Raw genomic sequence first — 19,868 nt, 5'->3', positions numbered from 1 at the left:
TTAATCGAGGATGTCGTCGAGAGCGCTCTTAATGCGATCGGTCACCGATTTCTTGCCGGAAGCGACATCGTCGCCCGACTCGGCGGCGAAAGTCTCGAGCAGCTCGCGCTGCTTGGCGGAAAGGTTCGTGGGGACGAGCACGCGCAGCTGAACGATCAAGCGTCCACGCGAGCCGCCACCGCCGATACGGGGCATACCGTAGTTGTTGACACTCACGGTGTCGCCGTACTGCGTACCGGCGGGGACGCACACCTTGACGACCTCGTCGGGCAAAATGCCCTCAACCTTAATCTCGCAGCCGAGCGCAGCCTGCGCAATCGAGATATCGCTCACGAGGTACAGGTCGTCGCCGTTGCGTTTAAAACGCTCGTGATCGGCGACGCGCACGTTGACGATCAGGTCGCCCGAGGGCTCACCACGAAGGCCTGCCTCGCCAAAGCCGCTCACGCGCAGCTGGCGACCGGTCGAGACGCCGGCAGGGATATCGATGTCGATCTTTTCGTGCGAAGGCGTGCGGCCCTGACCGTCGCAGGTCTCGCAGGGATGGTCGATGACCGTGCCCTCGCCATGGCAGTCGGGGCAGGGCGAAGAGGACTGAACCTGACCCAGGAACGAGCGCTGGACCGTCGTGACATAGCCCGTGCCGTGGCAACGGCTGCACTGCTTTTCGGCCGCACCCTCCGCCCTACCGGTGCCATTGCAATCATCACAGGGGGCAAGGCGGTCATAGCTGATCGTCTTTTTGCAACCGAGCGCCGCCTCCTCAAGGGTCACCGAAAGGGAGATGGCCATATCGCGGCCGCGACGACGCTCGCGGCGATTTCGGGCGCCACCGCCGGCACCGCCGCCAAAGAACGACGAAAAGAGGTCATCCATGCCCATGCCGCCAAAGATATCGTTAATGTCGACATAGCCGGAGCCACCGGGGCCGTCGGGCGAACCGTAGCGATCGTAGTTTGCACGCTTCTGCTCGTCGGAAAGAACGGAATATGCCTCGTTGAGCTCTTTGAACTTGGCCTCGGCATCGGGGTCGTCCGAAACGTCCGGGTGTACGATACGGGCCTTCTTTAGAAACGCGCGCTTAATCGTCCGCGCGTCGGCATCCTTGTCGACGCCAAGTACCTCGTAGTAATCCCTATTTTCCGACACGACCGAATCCTTCCGACTTTCATTATTGTCACAGTGCGTCCTATACCCAAGCTGGGCCGACCGCAAACAAAGGGTTTGATGTTATTGCATTGCGTAGGGCGAAAGCATGGCACGTTGCGAGCAGCTCGCAAACCAAACCGACACGAGAGCAAACATAAATCCGTTGGCAAAACCGTTGGCAAACTGCATCGCGCCGCGCTTCCACCACAGCAGGCTGCGGTGAAGCACGCCGTCCGAGAGCACCATGAACAAGCCCATGGCAAACGGAACAAAGCACATCATGGCAAAGGCCGAGAACACGCCCGAGATGGCCGACAGCACCAAAAAAGGCGCCACGATGCCCATCAGGTAAAAACCGGTACGAGCCTTGCCCTCCAGGCGTTCGGCCTCGACATGGGCGCGCCCGACCAAATCGCCGCCCGAGGCACCGTTGGTGCCGGCGTGACCCATGCCGTCAATATGGACCTCGTCGCCATCATGCGTGCCGGCAGGAAACTCAATCGTCTGCTCGGAGGTCACACGGGTCCGCCCGCTGCCACCGCAATCGGGGCAGGGGTCGGCGACGACCTTACCGGAACCGCCGCACTCGGGGCAGACCGACTGGAACGTGCCGGCACCAAACAGGAAGGACAGGTCGACGTCGATGTGGCCGCGACCGCCGCAGCTCGGACAGGTATGTGCATGCTCGGACGAGACAGAGCCCGAGCCTCCGCAATGACCACAGGTATCGAAGCGCGTATAGCGGACGGTCTTGCGGGCACCGCCCTTGGCCTCCTTGGCGTCGAGCCTAATATCGACGACCACGTTGGCGCCGTTCTCGGGATTATAGGCAGCCTGGCTGCGACGCTGCTGGCCCCAGGCGCCACCAAAGGGAAAGCCGCCCTCAAAGGGATTGCCATAGCCTGCGCTGCCGGCGTAGCCGCCGCCATAGGGCGAAGCAGAAGGAGCGCCGGCGAAGGGGTTGCCCGAGCGCATGGCATCATAGCGCGCACGCTTCTGCTCGTCCGAAAGCACGGCATAGGCCTCGGAAACCTCTTTAAACTTTTCCTCGGCATCCGGCTCTTTGTTGACGTCTGGATGGAGCTTGCGGGCCTTTTGCTGAAAGGCCTTCTGGATATCACGCGAGGTGGCGTCCTTGGAGACACCCAAGATCTCGTAGTAATCTTTTTCGTTCATCGTCGCCATGCGCGGCAACCTCCTGCTCACAGCAGCGTATATATTGCGGTAATTCTACCCGAGCGGCCTAAGCTAGACCCCAAAACAGCTCGAACAGCATATTTCCATCGAGCCAGCCCAAGTGGGTGGGCGCTAAACGGGCGCGGGCGCGACCCGCTACAACATCTTTTGAGGTGATGCGCCCCGCATGCCCCTCGACATTATCGGGTACCCAGGTGGCAAGGCCCAACTCGAGCGCACGGTCGCAGGACGCCGCCAGCTCGTCTGCAGGAATCACGCTTGCCGAGCGAACCAACAGGTCGGGCCCAATGCCACGCGTCATGCGGCAGGCAAGCATCAAATCCTCCGCCGCCGCCTCGCGCTGCGACAGATACTCGGCATCAAACGTCGTCGCGGCATCGTCGCGTTGTACCAGACGCACGCGATACGCATCGCCGCGAGCGGGCACGTCGGGATAAAGCCCGGCCAAGCGATCGAAATCCTCGGCGTCGAGCATACCGGCGGCAGAGCGACCCAGGCCCAGATAGCCCCGTCCGGTCCAATAGGCGATGTTATGCGAGCACTCATGTCCGTCGAGTGCATAGCTTGCCACCTCATACGGGTGATAGCCGGCCGCGCCCAGACGCTCGCGCGCCGCTTCCATGCACGCAGCCTGAAAATCCTCGTCGGGCTCGAGCGACTCGTCGTAACACGCCATGCGGTAGAGCGGCGTGCCTTGCTCGAGCGTGAGGGGGTACACCGACACATGTTGCGGCGCCGCCGTCAACACGCCATCGAGCGTGCGCTTCCAACTCGCTGCGGTCTGCCCGGGAAGGCCGCACATAAGGTCGCACGACACGTCGAGCCCAGCGTCCTTAACCGTCGTGATGGCAGCGAGCGCCCGATCGGCATCGTGAATGCGGCCGATGGCAGTGAGTTCGGTGTTATCGAGCGTTTGCACGCCCAGAGAGACGCGTGTGACACCAACCTTGGCAAGCGCAGCGGCAAGCTCGGCGGTCAGCGACTCAGGATTAGCCTCGCAGGTAAACTCAACGGGCTTGCACCACATGCAAATACGCCGGGCAAGCTCCACCAGACGCTCTCCCGCCAGCGACGGTGTGCCGCCGCCAACATAGACGGTGCGGACTTGCGCAAGCGCCCCGGTGTCTCCAAAGGCATCAAGGCGCGCATACAGCTGCTCAAAATAGGCATCGAGTGCAGCGCTCAGGTCGCACGGAGCAAAACTGCGTGAGTCAAAGTCGCAGTACCGACACTTTTGAGCGCAAAACGGCACATGCACGTACAGCGCGCTAACGGCCACCGTTAGGCCTCCAGCGGATGAGCGGGCACCGACTCGCCAGCGGCAAGCGCTGCCTCGCAGGCCACCACATCGCGCTCGATATCATCGACCAATGCCATGAACTCCTCATATGTGGAGCAACGCACCACCTGGGCGCGCCAGGCGGCGGCATGGGGCATGCCCTTTAGATACCAACTCGCGTACGTACGGGCACGCGACATAAGCGGCAGAAGCTCATGCGTCAGCGTGAGATGCTCGCGCAGGGCGTCCAGGCGCTCGACAGAGCTGCGCACCGGCACCGGTACGCCATTGAGCGCAAGGGCGCGAGCATCACCAAAGACCCAGGGATTACCGTAGATACCGCGTGCGATAAACACCGCGCTGGCACCCGAGTTGCGCAGATGCTCCGCGGCATCCTCGGCCGAGAACACGTCGCCCGAACCGATAACGGGAATTTCGACGGCATCGGCCACCTCATCGACGACCGACCAATCGGCCTGACCCGTATAGAGCTGCGTGGCACAGCGACCATGCACCGCCACAGCAGCGGCGCCCGCCCCCTCGAGCATCTGGGCAAACGTCGCGGCATTGCGATCTTCGGCGTAAAAGCCTTTGCGGATCTTAACGGTCACGGGCACGTGCGCTGCGCCCACCGCCGCCTCGACGATCTTTTCGGCCAGCTCGGGCGTGCGCATGAGCGCCGAGCCCTCCCCTTTGGTGACGACCTTGCGAGCCGGGCAGGCCATGTTGATATCGATCAGCGACAGGTGATCGCCCACACGTTCCTCGACGGCAGCGACGGCGCTCGCAAATTGATCGGGCTTGGAGCCAAAGAGCTGTACGCAGATCTGCCGCTCCTCGTCGGCCGGCAGCACCAGGCGCCACGTCTTATTGCTGGCATAGGCAAGGCCCGCCACGCTCACCATCTCGCTATAGGCAAGATTGGCGCCGCGGCGGCGGCACATGATGCGATAGGCGGGATCGGTCACGCCGGCCATGGGAGCCATAAGGAACGGCTGCTCGGCATAGGCACCCAGCAGCCGCGTACTGTATTCGGAAAGCGCCATGGAACTACTCGTCCACCTTGAGGATCGCCATAAAGGCCTCTTGCGGGACCTCGACCGAACCGATGGCCTTCATGCGCTTCTTGCCCTCTTTCTGCTTCTCGAGCAGCTTGCGCTTACGCGAGATATCGCCGCCATAGCACTTGGCCAAAACGTCCTTGCGGCGCGCCTTGACGGTCGAGCGGGCAATGATCTTGTTGCCGATGGCACCCTGAATGGGCACCTCGAACAGCTGGCGCGGAATTATTTCCTTAAGCTTGTCGCACAATCCGCGGGCCAGGCCATAGGCCTTGTCCTTGTGCACGATAAACGAAAGCGCGTCCACCTCGTCGCCCGAAAGCAGGATATCGAGCTTGACGAGCTCGGAGGGACGATACTCGTTGAACTCATAATCGAGCGACGCATAGCCCTTGGTGCGGCTCTTGAGCTGGTCAAAGAAGTCCAGGATGAGTTCGGCGAGCGGCATGTCGAAGCGCATCTCGACCGATTTGCTCGTGAGGTGGATCATGTCGGTCGTAATGCCGCGGTGCTCGATAGCGAGCTGCATGACGGCTCCCGTATACTCGGGCGGGCAGATAATCTTGGCCTTGAGGTAGGGCTCCTCAATGCGCTCGATGCGCGTAGCCTCGGGCAGGTCCTGCGGGCTGCGGACATCAATCATCTCGCCGTCGGTCTTGTAGACGTGGTAGTCCACCGAAGGGCTCGTGGCGATGAGGTCCAGGTTGAACTCGCGCTCCAGACGCTCCTTAACGACCTCCATATGCAGCAGGCCCAAGAAGCCAACGCGGAAGCCAAAGCCGAGCGCCACCGAGGTCTCGGGCTCCCACACCAACGACGGGTCGTTGACATGCAGCTTATCGAGAGCGTCACGCAGGTTCTCATAATCCTTGTTGTCGATCGGGAACAAGCCCGTATAGACCATGGGCTTGGCCTCACGGTAACCGGGAAGCGGCTCAGGGCAGGGATTCGACGCCCACGTGAGGGTATCGCCCACGCGAACGGCCTCAGGGTTCTTCAGGCCCGTGACCACGTAGCCCACCTCACCGACCGTCAGCGCGTCGACCGGAGTCTCGGCGGGACGCTTGACGCCCACGCCATCGACCAAAAAGTCGCCCTCGGCCTGCATCATGCGCAGGGTATCGCCCTTCTTGATGGAGCCGTCAAAGACGCGGACCGTGGCGACGACGCCGCGGTACTCGTCAAAATACGAATCCAGGATGAGCGCCTTGAGCGGCGCCGTCGCATCGCCCTTGGGCGGTGAGATCAAAAAGACGATGGACTCCAGCAGATCATGGATGCCCTCGCCGGTCTTGCCCGATACGCACACGGCATCGTCGGCAGGAATCGCCAGGTCATCCTCGATCTCGGTCTTAACCTCGTCGGGGTGTGCCGACGGCAGGTCAATCTTGTTGATAGCGGGCACGATATCTAGGTTGGCGTTCATGGCGAGCGTCGCGTTGGAGACGGTCTGCGCCTCGACGCCCTGCGTGGCGTCGACGACGAGCACCGCACCCTCGCAAGCGGCAAGCGAACGCGAGACCTCGTAGGTGAAGTCCACGTGGCCCGGCGTATCGATCAGGTTGAACTGATACGTCTCGCCATCGTCGGCGTCATAGGAAACGCGAACGGCATTGGACTTGATCGTGATGCCGCGCTCGCGCTCGATATCCATGGTGTCGAGCAGCTGCGATTCCATGTCGCGCTCGTCGACGGTATGGGTGAGCTCGAGGATGCGATCACTGATCGTGGACTTGCCATGGTCGATGTGCGCAACGATCGAGAAGTTGCGGATGTGGGAAATGTCAATTGAAGTATTCATGCGGACTATCTTACCCGAGCGGTACAAAAAATGGAGCCTGTTCCATAAAACAGGCTCCATTTATGCGCGTAATCTATGTGGTGTGAAATTTACAACTTAGGCGTTGATGCTGTTCACGAGCTTGGCAAGACCGGACTTGCGGTTGGAAGCCTGGTTCTTGTGGATAACATGCTTGGCGGCAGCCATGTCGAGGCGCTTGGTGACGGTCTTGAGGGCAGCCTGGGCCTTCTCGGCGTCGCCCTCGGCGACGGCGGACTGGACATGCTTGGTCAGCGTCTTGAGCTCGGACTTGACAGCCTTGTTACGCATGCGAGCTGCCTCATTGGTGCGGATACGCTTCTTCTGAGACTTGATGTTTGCCACTTCTGGAGTTCCTTTCGAGTTCCTTGCAAAAAATGTATGACACCTCTGAGACACGGTGAGGTCATGCAAGCGCCTACTATAGCACGCTCCCCCTCAAAGGGATAGAACGAATTTGTCAAATAGACAGGTATCATCACGATTTTCTCAAGATGTTCGTAATCCAGAGCAAAAGCGCGTTCTGAGAATCGGCCGAACCCTTAAGAGCGAGCTCAACATCGACCGCGCCCTCGAGCGCCGCGACGAGCTCCGCCATCGAAAAGCGGCGTGCCCAGGTCAGGTGATTCTTAACCTGCCAGGGTTGAAGCTTGAGCGTCGCGGCAAGCTCGCGACCCTGCCCACGCGCATCGAGCGCCTTGGCGACGATAAGCTCGCGAATGCGTCCGCACAGCAGCGTGTAGGTCCACACATAGCTCTTGGCGGGTAGCAGCCCAAAGAGCTCAAGCGAGCGGCGCATATCACGAGCCGAGACCGCGTTGAGAAAATCCCAGGGCTGAACTTCGGCCGTGCGCACGATCCAGCGTTCCACATCGGCAAGCTCAATTTGCGGCGCATCGACCATCTGGGCAAGCTTGGCCAAGTCGTTATCGAGCATTCGAGTGTTTTCACCCGAACGCGAGACGAGTTCCTCGGCGGCCGCCGTCGAGATCGACTTGCCGTGCTGCGTCGCCATCTGCTGCACGCGGCGCGGTAGCTCCCAGCGCTTGGTGCCGGAGCAATCGATCACGGCCTTCTTGTCGATCTTGGCGATCGCCTTATACAGGCGCGTGTTCTTGGCAAGCGAATCGGCGATGATGAGACAGACCGTTGTTGGGCTTGGACTCGCTAAATACTCGACAAGCGGCTCCGAGACCGCCTTGGCGAGCTTTGAGCAGCCGTCAAGGATTACCAAGCGAAACTCGCTGCCCATGGGAAAAGTGTTGAGCGATCCGATAATGGACTCGATATCGGGGTCCTTGGTCATGTCGCGCTCGTCGAGGTTGAACTCGACCATACCCGACTTTTCCAGACGTGCTTTCATACGCGAGACGGCGTGGTCGCGCTTGACTCCGTCGGTACCGACGATCAGATATGCCGGCAGCAGACCGGTTTCAGACATCGCGCTCCCCTCCCGCAGGCTCTCCTGTTCGTACCGTGCCATTCTATCCCACGGGTTGGTCCCGCGCCAACGGCAGCATCACGGTCGCTGACATCGCATGGCAAAACCGGCCGCAGTCGGCGAGACGGTAATGTCGCCTCTCTCGATAGTGCATGCAAACGCGCCGCCCGCATCGCTAACGGCATCGATGCAGGCATCGGATGGATGGCCGTAGCGGTTGCCCTCGCCCGCGCTCGCAATAGAGAGCTCGGGCTTAAGGGTTTCCAGCAGGTCTGTATCGACGGAATCTTTTGAGCCGTGATGCCCCAGCTTGAGCACATCGATATCACCCACCTCCTGTACAAACTCGCACTCCTGATCAAGCTCGGCATCACCGGTGAGGAGCATACGCAGGCTTTTGCCTTCCTGAGCATAGGAGAGCAGCAAGGCAAGCGAGTCCTCATTGCCCTCACCGTCAACCGTATCAAACGGCCACATCACACGAGCCCGAAATGCGCCGATATCGACTGTGTCTCCGCGAGCCACCTGCCGATACGTGACGCTTGGGCGATTCAGAACCTCAGCAGGCGCGCTACCCAGCGCATCCGCCGCAACCGCAATGGTTCCCACCGAAAACCGATCGAGTACGTCGGGAAGACCGCCCCAATGGTCTTCATCCCAATGCGTCACGAAGACGGCGTCGATATGGTGGACGTTATTGCGAACCAACGCCGACACCACGCGCGCGTCGAGCCCACAGTCGACGAGCGCCACGGCGCCACCCTGACGAACCAGAATCGCATCGGCCTGGCCAACATCAAGGACTGTCACCGAAGGCGGCGCACATCGATCCCAATAGACATACGGAACGCCCGCTGCAAGCATCAAACACAGCAGCCCCACTGCCATGGGCCGCGCGCTGGGGCGTGGCCACAAGACCAAGAGGACCACCAGCGAAAAAGGCACCACGTATACCAAGGGAGTATCGGGCGGCACGCTTACGGATGCGCCCGGAACGGCAGCAAAGAGCTGCTCAAAGAACAGGGCACAGCGAGCGATAGCCATGGGCACCACAAGCGCCCCGTGACGCAAGAGCGGCACAAGCGAGCAAGGCACCAGCACAACCGAAGATGCGAGCAGCACGCTTATCACCGGACCGATCACGGCATTTGCAAGCGGAGCAATGAGCGAAAACATCCCAAATGCGGGAATGGTTACGGGAAGTGTCGCGAGCTGCGAGCACAGCGTGACGGACAAAATACTGGCAACCCCCGATGGCACGCCCAGCTCGCCCAAGGCGTAGGTAGCGTAGGGGCAAAAACAAAGGATGGCAAAAACACTGGCGCACGATAGCTGAAAACCCATCTCGAACAATACTGTCGGCCGCAGCAACATAAAGATTGTCATGGTCAAAAATAGAGCCGAAAGGCCATGCCGACGACGTCCGGCGCCGTTGACGACAACCGTCACCGCCACCATACAGCACGCGCGCACGGCCGAGGGCGAAGCGCCCGTAAAGACGGCATAGGCAGCGAGGGCCAGCACCAACAGCCCTCTCTGCAGCCCACGAGAGAGGCGAGTCTTTTGCAGGGCGCTCTCAATCACAAACCCAACGATGGCAAGATGGCTGCCCGAGACGGCGATAAGATGTGCGGTGCCCGTTACCGAAAACAAATCGCCCGCCGGCTGAGCACGCAGCTCGGAGGAGCGTCCGCAGACAACACCGGCTATGAGCGAGCGCGCCGGATCGGTCTCGGGCGCGATAGCGGCAAGGACCTCGTTTCGCAGCCAAGGCAACGGCCCCGGAAAGCCCTCGTCAACCGATACCAACCGGATGACCTTAACTTTTCGAAGCTCGCCCCGAAGCACGCGTGAGCGCCCATACGCATCATTCTCAAAACGCGACATTCGACCGACAGCATGCACATGCGAACCGGCACCGAGCTCACGATCACACGACAGCCGTATCTCGCCCAAGCGCTTTTCGCCCGCATATGAATCACAGGTATAGGAGTACGTCCCGTCATTGATGGATGGGTCACCCTGTACAACAAACTCGAGACTGCTCGCAGCTCGATTATCCAGTGCCCCCGAAGCACGCAGCGCCCCTATCGCCCAACCCGCGGACACGACCGCTCCCGACAGGAGGCCGAGGGCCGCGGCATACAGCCATCGCCTCCACCGCACAAGACGCATACAAAACCGAGCCAATACGATGCACGCGGCAGCCGCAACGGGAATGGCCATAAGCAATGTGACGGGCGCTGCCCGCTCTCCCAGCAGCAAATCGGCTGCCACGTTAAGTACCAGGCCGCAGCTCGCACACAAGCCAGAACAAAGGGCCATCGTCCACGGCATCAGGGGCCGCGGCGGCATCACATGCTCGCACTCGGACACACTCATACGCAGATGCAATCTTTAATTTTGGCGAGCTTTTTCTCACCGATCCCCGATACGCGCATGAGGTCATCGACCGAGGCAAAGGCCCCGTTTTGAGTCCGCTCATCGATAATCGACTGGGCCGTAGAAGGCCCGATGCCCGAAAGCGTCTGCAGTTCCGCCGCACTTGCCGTATTGATATTCACAAGCCCCGACGAAGACCCCGCACCAGCAGTCATGGCAGCACCGCTTTCGACCCCGCCGACCGCCGCAGCCGCTTGTTGCTCCCCCACCATCGGAACATAGATCTTTTGACCATCTGTGATCTTGGACGCACGATTAAGCCCTGTCACATCCGCCTCAGCCGTAAGCCCTCCGGCGGCATCGATCGCTTGGGACACCCGCGCTCCGTCTTTGAGCCGGTACACGCCAGGCCTCGCAACGGCGCCATCAACATCGACGTACACCTCAGCAGCAGAAGAACTCTTGGCAGACGACTCATCGGCATCATCAGGTAACCCATCCCCGGCCCCGCGCACATCCGAGGCGCCCGCCTCATCACTACGCTCAAACGACACGCCGCTGGAGCGGCTACCAAAACTTGCCATCGCCAAGCCGCTCGCGGCGGCAATGACAATCAGAATCGCCACGACCATCGCCTTATGGCCGAGCAGCTTTTCTGCCCAGCGGTCCATCCGTTTAACCCGTTCGTGTTGCTCGCGTTGCGCCATAGCAAACACCTCCCAACACCATCGTGTCAGGAAACGAGCGCCGTAGCCTCCGCACGCCCACACCGGTTATCGAAGTCAAACCAAAAGCTGACCAAAACCTTGCAGGATAGTGTCCATTTATTCAGATACAAGTCGACAAATGAACCGTTTATCGCCTAATGCCCAGGTAGATTAAGACCGACGATGCAAATGCACCGCCGGTCTATACACAACATTATTCGTGATCTTGGTAAATCTCACGTGGAGCAAGCTGAGGATGTTTACGTTTTAAGGTCTTAGGGGCCTTGTACGTGTTGCTCTCGAAGTCGATGTACTCGGTCTGTTTGAGCAAGCGCTCAATCATCTCCTCGTGATCGAACAGCTCCCACGCCTCATGCACGGCATCGAGTTTTGCGTGCGTCTCGGGGCGGCGCGGCATAAAGAGCGTGCAGCAATCGGGAGCAGCCTCGGTCGAGATATCGAAGGTACCGATTTCCTCGGCACGCGCGATGATCTCCTGCTTGTCCGAACCGATCAGCGGGCGGAACACGGGGATCTTGACGGCCTCGTTGACGGCCATAATGTTCTCGAGCGTCTGGGAGGCAACCTGACCGAGCGATTCACCGGTCACGATAGCCTTGGCGCCCTCGATATGCGCAATGCGCTCGGCAACCGAATACATAATGCGGCGATACATGATCACGCGCAGGTTGCTGGGGCAGGTGACGGAAATCTCACGCTGGCAATCGCCAAACGGCACCACGTACAGGCGGCCAATCTGGACGCCCGGCGCAAGCGCACGGATAATGTCCTGCACCAAATACTCGCTCGTATCGGGTGTCTGCGGACGACCGGAGAAATGTACCGGCACGCACACCGCGCCGCGACGCGCGAGCATCCAGGTCGCCACCGGAGAATCGATGCCCGACGACAGGAGCGTCACAACCTTGCCGGCGGAACCCACCGGCAGACCGCCCACGCCGCGCTCGGAGCGCGCATACACGTAAACGCTACCCTGGACCACCAGTACGTGCACCATCGCGTCGGGGTCGTGCATCTGGACCTTTTTATCGGGGAAGGCCTCGCACAGTACCTCGCCAACCTGACGATTGATATCAATCGAGGTGAGCTCGTAGTCGGTGTTAGAGCGTTTGGCATGCACCTTAAACGAATCAAAAGGACCAAACTCGCGCAGCGCCTTCACGGCGGCGGCGCAGTACTCCTGCGGGTCGCGGTTGGTGTGATATGCCAGGGACACGCGGGCAACGCCGGGGACGGTGCGAATGACACGCGCCGCCTCGTCGGCCTGATGCTCGTTAAAGGTCACGAGGATATAACCGGAAATTCGAGACACGGCATTCACGGAAAAGGCGGCCAAGGCCGCCTTGATGTTATCCATGAGGATATGCTCAAAATGTGCGCGGTTCTTGCCCTTCAGTCCAACCTCGTGATAGTGGACCAGGCAGACGCGAGCTGCCATTTAGGCTTCAGCAACCTTGTGGCCGAGCGCCTTCTTGTAACGAGCCTCGTCGTAGGAGATATCGCCGTCGACAATCTCGTCCATAGCCATCGAGATGGTATCGGCGCCGGAGAGGCCAATGGTAATGTCATCGACATCCTGAACGGCAAGCACGCGGTTGTGCTGGCCGCGCAGCATGCTGTTAATGTCGCAGGCGCGCTTGGAGGCAAGCGAGGCGAGCAGGAAGCGGTTGTGATCGGTCTTCTCCAGAAGATCGTCAATACAAGGCTTTACAACGGACACGGACCTCAGATCCTTTCATGCATATCGAGAACGCGAACGAGCTCATCGGTCGCGCGGTCGAGATCGTCATTCACCACGACGTCGTCGTAGCGGTCGGCAAGGGCAAGTTCATCGGCGGCGTTTGCCATGCGCAGCTCGATCGTCTCGGGCGTCTCGGTACCGCGACCGACCAGGCGATCGCGTAACACCTCAAGCGAAGGCGGCTTGATAAAGATCAACACGGCCTCGGGGAAACGCTCCTTGACCTGCAGGGCACCCTGGACGTCAATCTCCAAGATCAGAGACGAGCCAGAGGCGAGCTTGGATGCGACCTCGCTCACCAACGTGCCGTAGCAGTTACCGTGGACCTCGGCCCACTCAACAAACTCACCGTTTGCCACGCGGCGGTCGAACTCCTCGCGCGTCAGGAAAAAGTAGTTGACGCCGTCGACCTCACCTTTACGTGGCGCTCGCGTGGTAGCCGAAACCGTCAGGCCCAGGTTCGAGCGGCGCTCGCGCACACGAGTGACGAGCGTGCCCTTGCCTGCACCTGACGGTCCAGAAATCACAAAGAGCTTTGAATCCTGAGCGCTCACTTATTTGGTCAGCTGCTCGAGGAGCTGCTCGCGCTGACGGACGCCGAGGCCCTGGACGCGACGGGTAGCGGAGATGCCGAGCTCCTCCATGATCTTGGCGGCCTTGGCCTTGCCATAACCGGGCAGAGACTCGATGAGGGTGGAAACCTTCATGCGGGAAGCGATGGGGTCATCGGAGTTGAGCACGGACTCGAGAGACTTCTCGCCCTTCTTGATCTGCTCGCGAAGCTCAGCGCGGGCGTGACGTGCGGCGGCAGCCTTCTCAAGAGCCTGCTTACGCTGCTCGTCGGTAAGCTGAGGGAGTGCCATTCGAACCTCCAAATAGTTGGGTTATATCTGATGCAATAATTGGCATTTTAGCACGTCAAACGCACTAAATGCCCAATCGACGGCTCCATAGGTTAGACGATACCTGCGAAAAGTGCAATATACGGAGGTCAAAGTTGAGCCCCTGACCTGCGATTCCACACAAAGGATGGGAAAGTTTTCGCAGGCACAAGGGCTAATTTGTGCTAATAAGACCCAAAAGTGGTGACTTGAGGGAATCTTTTACGCGACGTTTTCGACCAGCTCGGCGACGATGGCGTCAAAGGCCGCAACCGGATCGTCGGAGCCGGTAATAGGACGGCCCACCACGATGTGGCTCGCACCGCGCTCGATAGCCTGGGAAGGTGTCGCCACACGGGATTGATCGCCCAGGGCGGCACCCACCGGACGCACACCCGGAGTCACGATCAGCGCGGCGGGGCCGAGCAGCTCACGCATGTCGTGAGCCTCCATAGGCGAGCACACGATACCGTCGATGCCGTTGGCCTGAGCGAGCTTTGCCAGGCGAGCGGCCTCCTCGGCCACGGGCGACTCGACGCCGATCTCCGCCAGCGCGTCCTGATTCATGCTCGTAAGTACGGTGATGGCGACGAGCTTGGCGCGGTCCTCGCGCGCCTCCTCGGCACCCTCGCGGCAGGCAGCGAGCATGGCGCCCGAACCCAAGCCGTGGACCGAGAGCAGGTCGGCACCGGCAAGCGAGGCCGAGCGAGCGGCACCGCGCACCTGATGCGGAATGTCATGGAACTTGAGGTCGAGGAAGACCTTAAAGCCCAAATCCTTGAACGTCTTGACGATCTCGGGACCCTCGGCGTAATAGAGCGTCATGCCCACCTTGAGCCAGGCGGCATGGCCCGAAAGCTCGTGGGCGAGCTCGAGTGCGCGCTCACGGTCGCAGTCGAGGGCGACGATAACACGGTCGCGGGCATCGGTCTCTAGCATTCGAACGCACCTACCAGCTCGTTGATGTCCTTTACGCCCTGGGACTCCGCCCAGGCCTCGAGCTCGTGCGCGATCTTAAGCGAAGCACACGGGTCGACGAAGTTGGCCATGCCGACCGACACGCAGGTGGCGCCGGCCAGGATAAACTCGGCCGCATCCTCGCCGGTCATGACACCGCCGACACCGTTGATGGGGATATCGACGGCCTGGGCGACCTCCCAGACCATGCGCACGGCGATGTGGTGGCACAGCGGGCCCGAAAGGCCGCCCTTGGGCTTGGCCACACGGGACTTGCGGGTGTGCACGTCAATGGCCATGCCCTGGATGGAGTTGATGACCGAAAGGCCGTCGGCGCCGGCAGCCTCGAGGGCGCGGGCGATCTCGGCGACGTTGACCGGAGCCATCTTAACGAACAGCGGCTTATCGGTCACCTTGCGGCAGGCAGCCATAACGGAAGAGGCGCCCTCGGGCGTGGAGCCCATGGCGGCACCGCCGGCGGCAATGTTGGGGCAGCTCACGTTGATCTCATAGCCGGCAGCCCAGGGGCACAGCTCGACATACATCTCGAGCGCGCGCACGAACTCATCAACGGAGTGACCGGCAACTTGGCAGATGACCTGGCAACCGTCCTTGGAGAGCTGCTCGAGCCACGGACCGGACTCGCGGGCGAAAGCGGCCACACCGGGGTTCTGCAGGCCCACGGAATTGATCATGCCGCCGGGGATCTCGGCCATGCGGGGTGCGGGATTGCCGGGCCAGGGCTCGGCAGCGCAACCCTTGGTGGTGATGGCACCCAGCTGGGAGACATCAAAGAAGTTCTGGAACTGCCAACCGTAGCCAAAGGTACCGGCTGCGGTGTTGATGGGGTTCTGCATCTTGACACCGCCGAAATCGACGGACATGTTCACGGTACCCACTAGAAGACCACCACCTTGGAAGCATCAAACACGGGGCCGCACATGCAGGCGCCCTTCATACCGTCGACCGTCTCGACATTGCAGGTGTTGCAGGCACCAAAGCCGCAGCTCATCATGCGCTCGAGCGACACCTCGCAGTACGCGCCGGCCTCGGCGGCAGCGGCGGCGACTTTCTTCATCATAACGGCGGGACCACAGCTGGCGACGTAGTCGTAACCGCCCTTGCCGAGCAGCTCAGCGGCAGGATCGGTGCATAAGCCGTGCGTACCCAACGAGCCGTCGTCGGTGCACACGTTGACCGTGGCTCCCAGCGCGCGGAACTCATCGACGCCCACGACCTTGGACGCGGTGCCAAAACCCAGGCACACGTCAACGGCCACGCCCTGCTCGGCAAGCATGCCAGCGAGGCACAGCACGGGCGGAACACCGATGCCGCCCGCCACGAGCAGCGCCTTCCTGGTGCCCTCGGGTACCAGCCAGCCGCGGCCGCCAGGGCCCAACAGGTTGGACTTGGAGCCGGGGCCCATCTGCGACAGACGACGGGTGTCGTCGCCCACGACGGCGTACCACAGCTCGACGGTACCGGCCTCGGCGTCAGAGCGATAGAAGCTCAAGGGCACGCGAAGCAGCGAAGAGGCATCGCCGGGCACGGCGATGTTCACAAACTGACCGGGCTTGAGCGCACTTGCAAGCTTGGGGGCCGAAATAACGAGCGAGAAGATGCCGTCGGCGATCTCCTGGTTCGAGACGACCTCGAAGTCGTGCACGCGTGCAGTGGAAGGTGTGGGCATAGACGCTCCAATCCCCCATGCAGTTGCATGGACCAAACGAACAGAAAGCGCGGCACCGCAAGGGCACCGCGCGCAAAAGCGATAAGGCTATGCTAGCAGATGCAGCCGTCGGCAAGCGTCTGTTTACCGCCGACAAACACATCGGTGGCACGACCGGTGAGCGTGCGGCCGGCAAAACCGGAGTTCTCGGCGCGCGACTCGTAACCGTCCTCGCCGACCGTCCAGGTGACAGACGCGTCGAAGACGGTCAGGTCGGCAACAGAGCCCGCCTTGACCTGAACCTGGTCGAGGCCCAGGATCTCACGCGGCTTAATAGCCATGAGCTCGACCATGCGGCCCATACCCATCTTGCCCGTGTTGACCAGCTCGGTGAGCACGAGCGACAGCGAGGTCTCGAGGCCGATCATGCCAAAGGGCGCGAGCTCGAACTCACGGGCTTTCTCCCACGGCGTGTGGGGAGCGTGATCGGTGACGATGACGTCGACGGTGCCGTCGATGACACCCTGGCGGATGGCCTCGGCATCCTCGTCGGTACGCAGCGGCGGGTTAACCTTGAGCGAGGTGTTGTAGGTCTCGTCCAGGTCGTTCTCGGTCAGGAACATGTGATGCGGGGTGGCCTCGCAGGTAACCTGAACGCCAGCGGCCTTGCCGGCACGCACGAGCTCCAGGCCATGGGCGGTGGAGATGTGCTGGATGTGCAGCTTGGCACCGGTCAGTTTTGCGATCTCGATGTCGCGGGCGATCTGGAGCTCCTCGCCGGCAGCCGGCCAGCCCTCGAGGGCCAGACGAGTCGAAACCTTGCCCTCGTTGATCTGGCCGTGGCCGACCAGGTCCTCGTCCTGGCAATGGCTCATGAAGACCTTGCCGAACATCTTGCCGTAATCCATGCAGCGACGGAGCATGCCTGCACCCTGCACGCCGCGACCGTCGTCGGTGAAGGCGACGGCGCCGTGGGCGACCATATCGCCCATCTCGGACATAGCCTCGCCCTTAAGACCGCGGGTCATGGCGCCAGAAGGATAGACGCGGCAGTGGCCGACCTCGGCAGCGCGGGACTTGATGAACTCAACAACGGTACCGTTATCGGTAACGGGGTCGGTGTTGGGCATGGCGCACACGCCAGTGAAGCCGCCCTTGGCAGCTGCGCGGGTGCCGCTCTCGATGTCCTCTTTGACCTCGTAGCCGGGCTCGCGCAGGTGGACGTGCATGTCCACCAGGCCAGGGACAAGGTACTTACCGGAAAGGTCGCGGACCTCGGCTCCCTCGGCGGCGAGGTTCTCGCCGACCTCGGCGATCTTGTCGCCGTCGATCAGGACGTCAACGACACCGTCAAGCTCGACGGACGGATCGACGACGTGGGCATTCTTAAGAAGCAAGGCCATTATCGGCACCTCCAAGCAGCAGATACAGGATAGCCATACGCACGCAGATACCGGCGTAGACCTGCTCCAGGATGACGGAGCGTTGCGGGTGGTCGGCCATATAGGAGTCGAACTCGACGCCGCGGTTGATGGGGCCCGGGTGGCAAATGATCGCGTCGGGCTTCATGAGCTTCTCACGGTCCTTGGTCAGGCCGAAAAGCTTGTGGTACTCGCGAATGGTCGGGAACGGGGCACCCTCGAGGCGCTCCTGCTGTACGCGCAGCATGTAGACGACGTCCAGCTCGGGCAGGACGGAATCGAGGTCGCTCGTCACGTGGTCGCAGCCCAGAACCTCGGGCGCCGGCGGCAGCAGCGTGCCGGGGGCGACGGCGTAGGTCTCGCAGCCCATGATCTTCAACGCGGGGATCAGCGAGCCGCAAACGCGGGAGTGGGCGATGTCGCCGACGACGGCGACTTTCAGACCGTGGAAGTCACCCTTGTGCTCCCAGATGGTGTACAGGTCGAGCAGAGCCTGCGTGGGGTGGTTGTGCTTACCGTCACCGGCGCAGATAACACTCGCAGGCGAATTCTGCGTGACGATGTAGGGGGCACCGGCATGTTTGTCGCGCACGACGATGCAGTCGATCTTGTAGGCGTTGAGCGTCTCGACGGTATCGACGAGGCTCTCGCCCTTGACCGTGGAGGTCGAGGAGCCGCCAAAGTTGAGGCTGTCGGCCGAAAGACGCTTCTCGGCGAGCTCGAAGGAGCTGCGGGTACGCGTCGAGGGCTCGTTGAACATATTGACGATGGTCTTGCCCTTGAGCGTGGGGACCTTCTTGATGGCACGCTCGTTGACCTCGGAGAACGCCTTGGCGGTCTCGAGGATGAGCTTGATGTCCTCTTCGGAGTACTCGGTAATGTCGATCAGGTGCTTATGATTGAACGCCACGGTACTACTCACCTCCCAGCGGCGCGGAGCCCACGTGGGAACCCGGCGCGACGTCGTTGATCTCGACAGCGGTACGGCCGTCGACTTCCTTCATATATAGGTGCACGTTCTCCTCGTGCGACGAGGGAACGTTCTTGCCGACAAAGTCCGGCGAGATAGGGAGCTCACGGTGACCGCGGTCAACGAGAACTGCCAGCTCGATGCGGCTCGGACGGCCCAGGTCCATAACGGCGTCCAGAGCGGCGCGGATGGTGCGGCCCGTGTACAGGATGTCGTCCACCAAAACGACGCGCTTGCCGTCGACGCTGAAGGGAATGTTGGTAGCGTGGATCGCGGGAGCGAAGTTAGTCGCATAGTCATCGCGATAGAAGCTGATGTCCAGACTGCCGAGCGGAACGTCAACACCCTCGATCTCCTTGATCGCCTCGGCGAGCTTCTTTGCCAGAAGGTCGCCGCGCGTGACGATGCCGACCAGAGCGAGGTCTTCACAGCCCTCGTTGCGCTCGAGAATCTCGTGCGCGATGCGGGTCATCGCTCGGTTGACGGCGGTCTCGTCCATGATGACCGCCTTGGGGGAAGTCGTGCCCATCGATCTCCTTCCTCACATGTCTTGACTGCTGATACAGTCAAAAAAATAGATGCCCGACCGCTCAAAGCGGACCAGACACCCACAGGAAGGACTGCTCTATGGCAGCAATATAAATCCATGTGGGTATCTCGTACCCCTTTAATGGTCAAGGGATAGTGTAGCCAACCCCGAGCTTAATTGCGAGCATTAATATGAAGCAATCCGCAAACGGACTCAACGCTCCATAAACCTATATATATTTGCGGGACAAGCTTGAAAACGTCGATGCGAGCTGGCATAATCCCCTCTGCTACACGCAAATCGGATCTACGTCCAGGGCCGTAGCGTGGGCACTATCGCCATAAGAGAAATATCTCTGTGTAGATTACGCACAGGGAGCTGCTTCTGTGCTATAGTTCAGGCTTGTTTGTTAACGCGACATGTTCGTTTGTCGCCCAAGGAGGGTCAGTTATGTCCAAAGTTTGCGAAGTTTGCGGTAAGCACCCCGTTGCCGGTCGCTCCATCAGCCACTCTCACCGCGTCACCAACCGTAAGTTCCGCCCCAACATCCAGCGTGTCTACGTCGTCGTCGATGGTCACCGTCGCAAGATGAACGTTTGCTCCACCTGCCTTAAGTCTGGCAAGGTTGCGCGCTCCTAAATAAG

The 19,868-nt window shown here is 61.0% G+C and carries 20 protein-coding genes; 1 reads left to right on the top strand and 19 read right to left on the bottom strand.

Annotation, left to right across the window (positions count from 1 at the left end):
- The 19 genes from dnaJ to pyrR all read right to left on the bottom strand — a co-directional run bounded on the left by dnaJ (position 1) and on the right by pyrR (position 19,224).
- Positions 1-1,149, bottom strand: coding sequence for a molecular chaperone DnaJ (dnaJ, locus tag ACTQX9_RS06030; protein ID WP_370450599.1), 1,149 nt, complete (start codon positions 1,147-1,149; stop codon positions 1-3).
- A gap of 81 nt (positions 1,150-1,230) precedes the next feature.
- The gene (locus ACTQX9_RS06025) at positions 1,231-2,334 is read right to left on the bottom strand and encodes a DnaJ domain-containing protein (RefSeq protein ID WP_441540763.1); all 1,104 of its coding nucleotides are present in this window, start codon (positions 2,332-2,334) and stop codon (positions 1,231-1,233) included.
- Between the two features lie 58 nt (positions 2,335-2,392).
- The gene (hemW, locus tag ACTQX9_RS06020; protein WP_441540762.1) at positions 2,393-3,625 is read right to left on the bottom strand and encodes a radical SAM family heme chaperone HemW; all 1,233 of its coding nucleotides are present in this window, start codon (positions 3,623-3,625) and stop codon (positions 2,393-2,395) included.
- Positions 3,626-3,627: 2 nt separating this feature from the next.
- Positions 3,628-4,671, bottom strand: coding sequence for a tRNA dihydrouridine synthase DusB (gene dusB, locus ACTQX9_RS06015; protein ID WP_441540761.1), 1,044 nt, complete (start codon positions 4,669-4,671; stop codon positions 3,628-3,630).
- A gap of 4 nt (positions 4,672-4,675) precedes the next feature.
- Positions 4,676-6,487 (bottom strand): translation elongation factor 4, encoded by a 1,812-nt coding sequence (gene lepA / locus ACTQX9_RS06010; protein WP_441540760.1) that lies wholly within the window; start codon positions 6,485-6,487, stop codon positions 4,676-4,678.
- A gap of 96 nt (positions 6,488-6,583) precedes the next feature.
- Positions 6,584-6,850, bottom strand: a complete 267-nt coding sequence (gene rpsT / locus ACTQX9_RS06005; protein ID WP_022094714.1) for a 30S ribosomal protein S20 — start codon at positions 6,848-6,850, stop codon at positions 6,584-6,586.
- Positions 6,851-6,983: 133 nt separating this feature from the next.
- On the bottom strand, positions 6,984-7,946 hold the full coding sequence (gene holA / locus ACTQX9_RS06000; protein WP_427747932.1) for a DNA polymerase III subunit delta: 963 nt from the start codon (positions 7,944-7,946) through the stop codon (positions 6,984-6,986).
- 78 nt (positions 7,947-8,024) lie between these two features.
- Entirely contained in the window at positions 8,025-9,722 is a 1,698-nt protein-coding gene (locus ACTQX9_RS05995; protein ID WP_441540759.1) for a DNA internalization-related competence protein ComEC/Rec2, read from the bottom strand.
- A 602-nt stretch (positions 9,723-10,324) separates the two neighbouring features.
- Entirely contained in the window at positions 10,325-11,035 is a 711-nt protein-coding gene (locus ACTQX9_RS05990) for a helix-hairpin-helix domain-containing protein (RefSeq protein WP_441015498.1), read from the bottom strand.
- A 214-nt stretch (positions 11,036-11,249) separates the two neighbouring features.
- Complete coding sequence (thiI, locus tag ACTQX9_RS05985) at positions 11,250-12,494, bottom strand: tRNA uracil 4-sulfurtransferase ThiI (RefSeq protein WP_427794782.1); 1,245 nt, start codon at positions 12,492-12,494, stop codon at positions 11,250-11,252.
- Positions 12,495-12,776 carry a DNA-directed RNA polymerase subunit omega gene (locus ACTQX9_RS05980; protein ID WP_370450597.1) on the bottom strand — a complete coding sequence of 94 codons (282 nt, stop codon included), beginning with the start codon at positions 12,774-12,776 and terminating at the stop codon, positions 12,495-12,497.
- A 5-nt stretch (positions 12,777-12,781) separates the two neighbouring features.
- Positions 12,782-13,351, bottom strand: a complete 570-nt coding sequence (gene gmk, locus ACTQX9_RS05975) for a guanylate kinase (protein WP_370450596.1) — start codon at positions 13,349-13,351, stop codon at positions 12,782-12,784.
- On the bottom strand, positions 13,352-13,660 hold the full coding sequence (gene mihF / locus ACTQX9_RS05970) for an integration host factor, actinobacterial type (protein ID WP_006236130.1): 309 nt from the start codon (positions 13,658-13,660) through the stop codon (positions 13,352-13,354).
- Between the two features lie 240 nt (positions 13,661-13,900).
- Positions 13,901-14,617 (bottom strand): orotidine-5'-phosphate decarboxylase, encoded by a 717-nt coding sequence (pyrF, locus tag ACTQX9_RS05965; protein WP_441540758.1) that lies wholly within the window; start codon positions 14,615-14,617, stop codon positions 13,901-13,903.
- On the bottom strand, positions 14,611-15,519 hold the full coding sequence (locus tag ACTQX9_RS05960) for a dihydroorotate dehydrogenase (RefSeq protein WP_427717595.1): 909 nt from the start codon (positions 15,517-15,519) through the stop codon (positions 14,611-14,613). The genes pyrF and ACTQX9_RS05960 overlap by 7 nt, the downstream gene beginning before the upstream one ends.
- Positions 15,520-15,533: 14 nt before the next feature.
- Positions 15,534-16,325 carry a dihydroorotate dehydrogenase electron transfer subunit gene (locus ACTQX9_RS05955; protein WP_441540757.1) on the bottom strand — a complete coding sequence of 264 codons (792 nt, stop codon included), beginning with the start codon at positions 16,323-16,325 and terminating at the stop codon, positions 15,534-15,536.
- 92 nt (positions 16,326-16,417) lie between these two features.
- Positions 16,418-17,707 carry a dihydroorotase gene (locus ACTQX9_RS05950; protein WP_427717534.1) on the bottom strand — a complete coding sequence of 430 codons (1,290 nt, stop codon included), beginning with the start codon at positions 17,705-17,707 and terminating at the stop codon, positions 16,418-16,420.
- Positions 17,691-18,635 carry an aspartate carbamoyltransferase catalytic subunit gene (locus tag ACTQX9_RS05945; RefSeq protein WP_035138537.1) on the bottom strand — a complete coding sequence of 315 codons (945 nt, stop codon included), beginning with the start codon at positions 18,633-18,635 and terminating at the stop codon, positions 17,691-17,693. The genes ACTQX9_RS05950 and ACTQX9_RS05945 overlap by 17 nt, the downstream gene beginning before the upstream one ends.
- Positions 18,636-18,639: 4 nt before the next feature.
- On the bottom strand, positions 18,640-19,224 hold the full coding sequence (pyrR, locus tag ACTQX9_RS05940; protein WP_138374176.1) for a bifunctional pyr operon transcriptional regulator/uracil phosphoribosyltransferase PyrR: 585 nt from the start codon (positions 19,222-19,224) through the stop codon (positions 18,640-18,642).
- A 450-nt stretch (positions 19,225-19,674) separates the two neighbouring features.
- On the opposite strand from pyrR, the gene rpmB reads away from it, so the two are divergent.
- The gene (gene rpmB, locus ACTQX9_RS05935; RefSeq protein ID WP_022094725.1) at positions 19,675-19,863 is read left to right on the top strand and encodes a 50S ribosomal protein L28; all 189 of its coding nucleotides are present in this window, start codon (positions 19,675-19,677) and stop codon (positions 19,861-19,863) included.
- Positions 19,864-19,868 lie beyond the last annotated feature (5 nt).

Source organism: Collinsella sp. LCP19S3_F2 (assembly GCF_052121015.1).
In the GTDB taxonomy this organism is placed as follows: domain Bacteria; phylum Actinomycetota; class Coriobacteriia; order Coriobacteriales; family Coriobacteriaceae; genus Collinsella.
The sequence above is the reverse complement of the archived record's forward strand: the minus strand, read 5'-3'. Positions and strand labels throughout refer to the sequence as shown.

What these genes read in the sequence shown, in the direction of transcription:
- ACTQX9_RS06025 (WP_441540763.1), bottom strand. Translation starts at nt 2,334, where the DNA reads ATGGCGACGATGAACGAAAAAGATTACTACGAGATCTTGGGTGTCTCC.
- dusB (WP_441540761.1), bottom strand. Translation starts at nt 4,671, where the DNA reads ATGGCGCTTTCCGAATACAGTACGCGGCTGCTGGGTGCCTATGCCGAG.
- lepA (WP_441540760.1), bottom strand. Translation starts at nt 6,487, where the DNA reads ATGAATACTTCAATTGACATTTCCCACATCCGCAACTTCTCGATCGTT.
- holA (WP_427747932.1), bottom strand. Translation starts at nt 7,946, where the DNA reads ATGTCTGAAACCGGTCTGCTGCCGGCATATCTGATCGTCGGTACCGAC.
- ACTQX9_RS05990 (WP_441015498.1), bottom strand. Translation starts at nt 11,035, where the DNA reads ATGGCGCAACGCGAGCAACACGAACGGGTTAAACGGATGGACCGCTGG.
- thiI (WP_427794782.1), bottom strand. Translation starts at nt 12,494, where the DNA reads ATGGCAGCTCGCGTCTGCCTGGTCCACTATCACGAGGTTGGACTGAAG.
- mihF (WP_006236130.1), bottom strand. Translation starts at nt 13,660, where the DNA reads ATGGCACTCCCTCAGCTTACCGACGAGCAGCGTAAGCAGGCTCTTGAG.
- pyrF (WP_441540758.1), bottom strand. Translation starts at nt 14,617, where the DNA reads ATGCTAGAGACCGATGCCCGCGACCGTGTTATCGTCGCCCTCGACTGC.
- ACTQX9_RS05960 (WP_427717595.1), bottom strand. Translation starts at nt 15,519, where the DNA reads ATGTCCGTCGATTTCGGCGGTGTCAAGATGCAGAACCCCATCAACACC.
- ACTQX9_RS05955 (WP_441540757.1), bottom strand. Translation starts at nt 16,325, where the DNA reads ATGCCCACACCTTCCACTGCACGCGTGCACGACTTCGAGGTCGTCTCG.
- ACTQX9_RS05950 (WP_427717534.1), bottom strand. Translation starts at nt 17,707, where the DNA reads ATGGCCTTGCTTCTTAAGAATGCCCACGTCGTCGATCCGTCCGTCGAG.
- pyrR (WP_138374176.1), bottom strand. Translation starts at nt 19,224, where the DNA reads ATGGGCACGACTTCCCCCAAGGCGGTCATCATGGACGAGACCGCCGTC.
- rpmB (WP_022094725.1), top strand. Translation starts at nt 19,675, where the DNA reads ATGTCCAAAGTTTGCGAAGTTTGCGGTAAGCACCCCGTTGCCGGTCGC.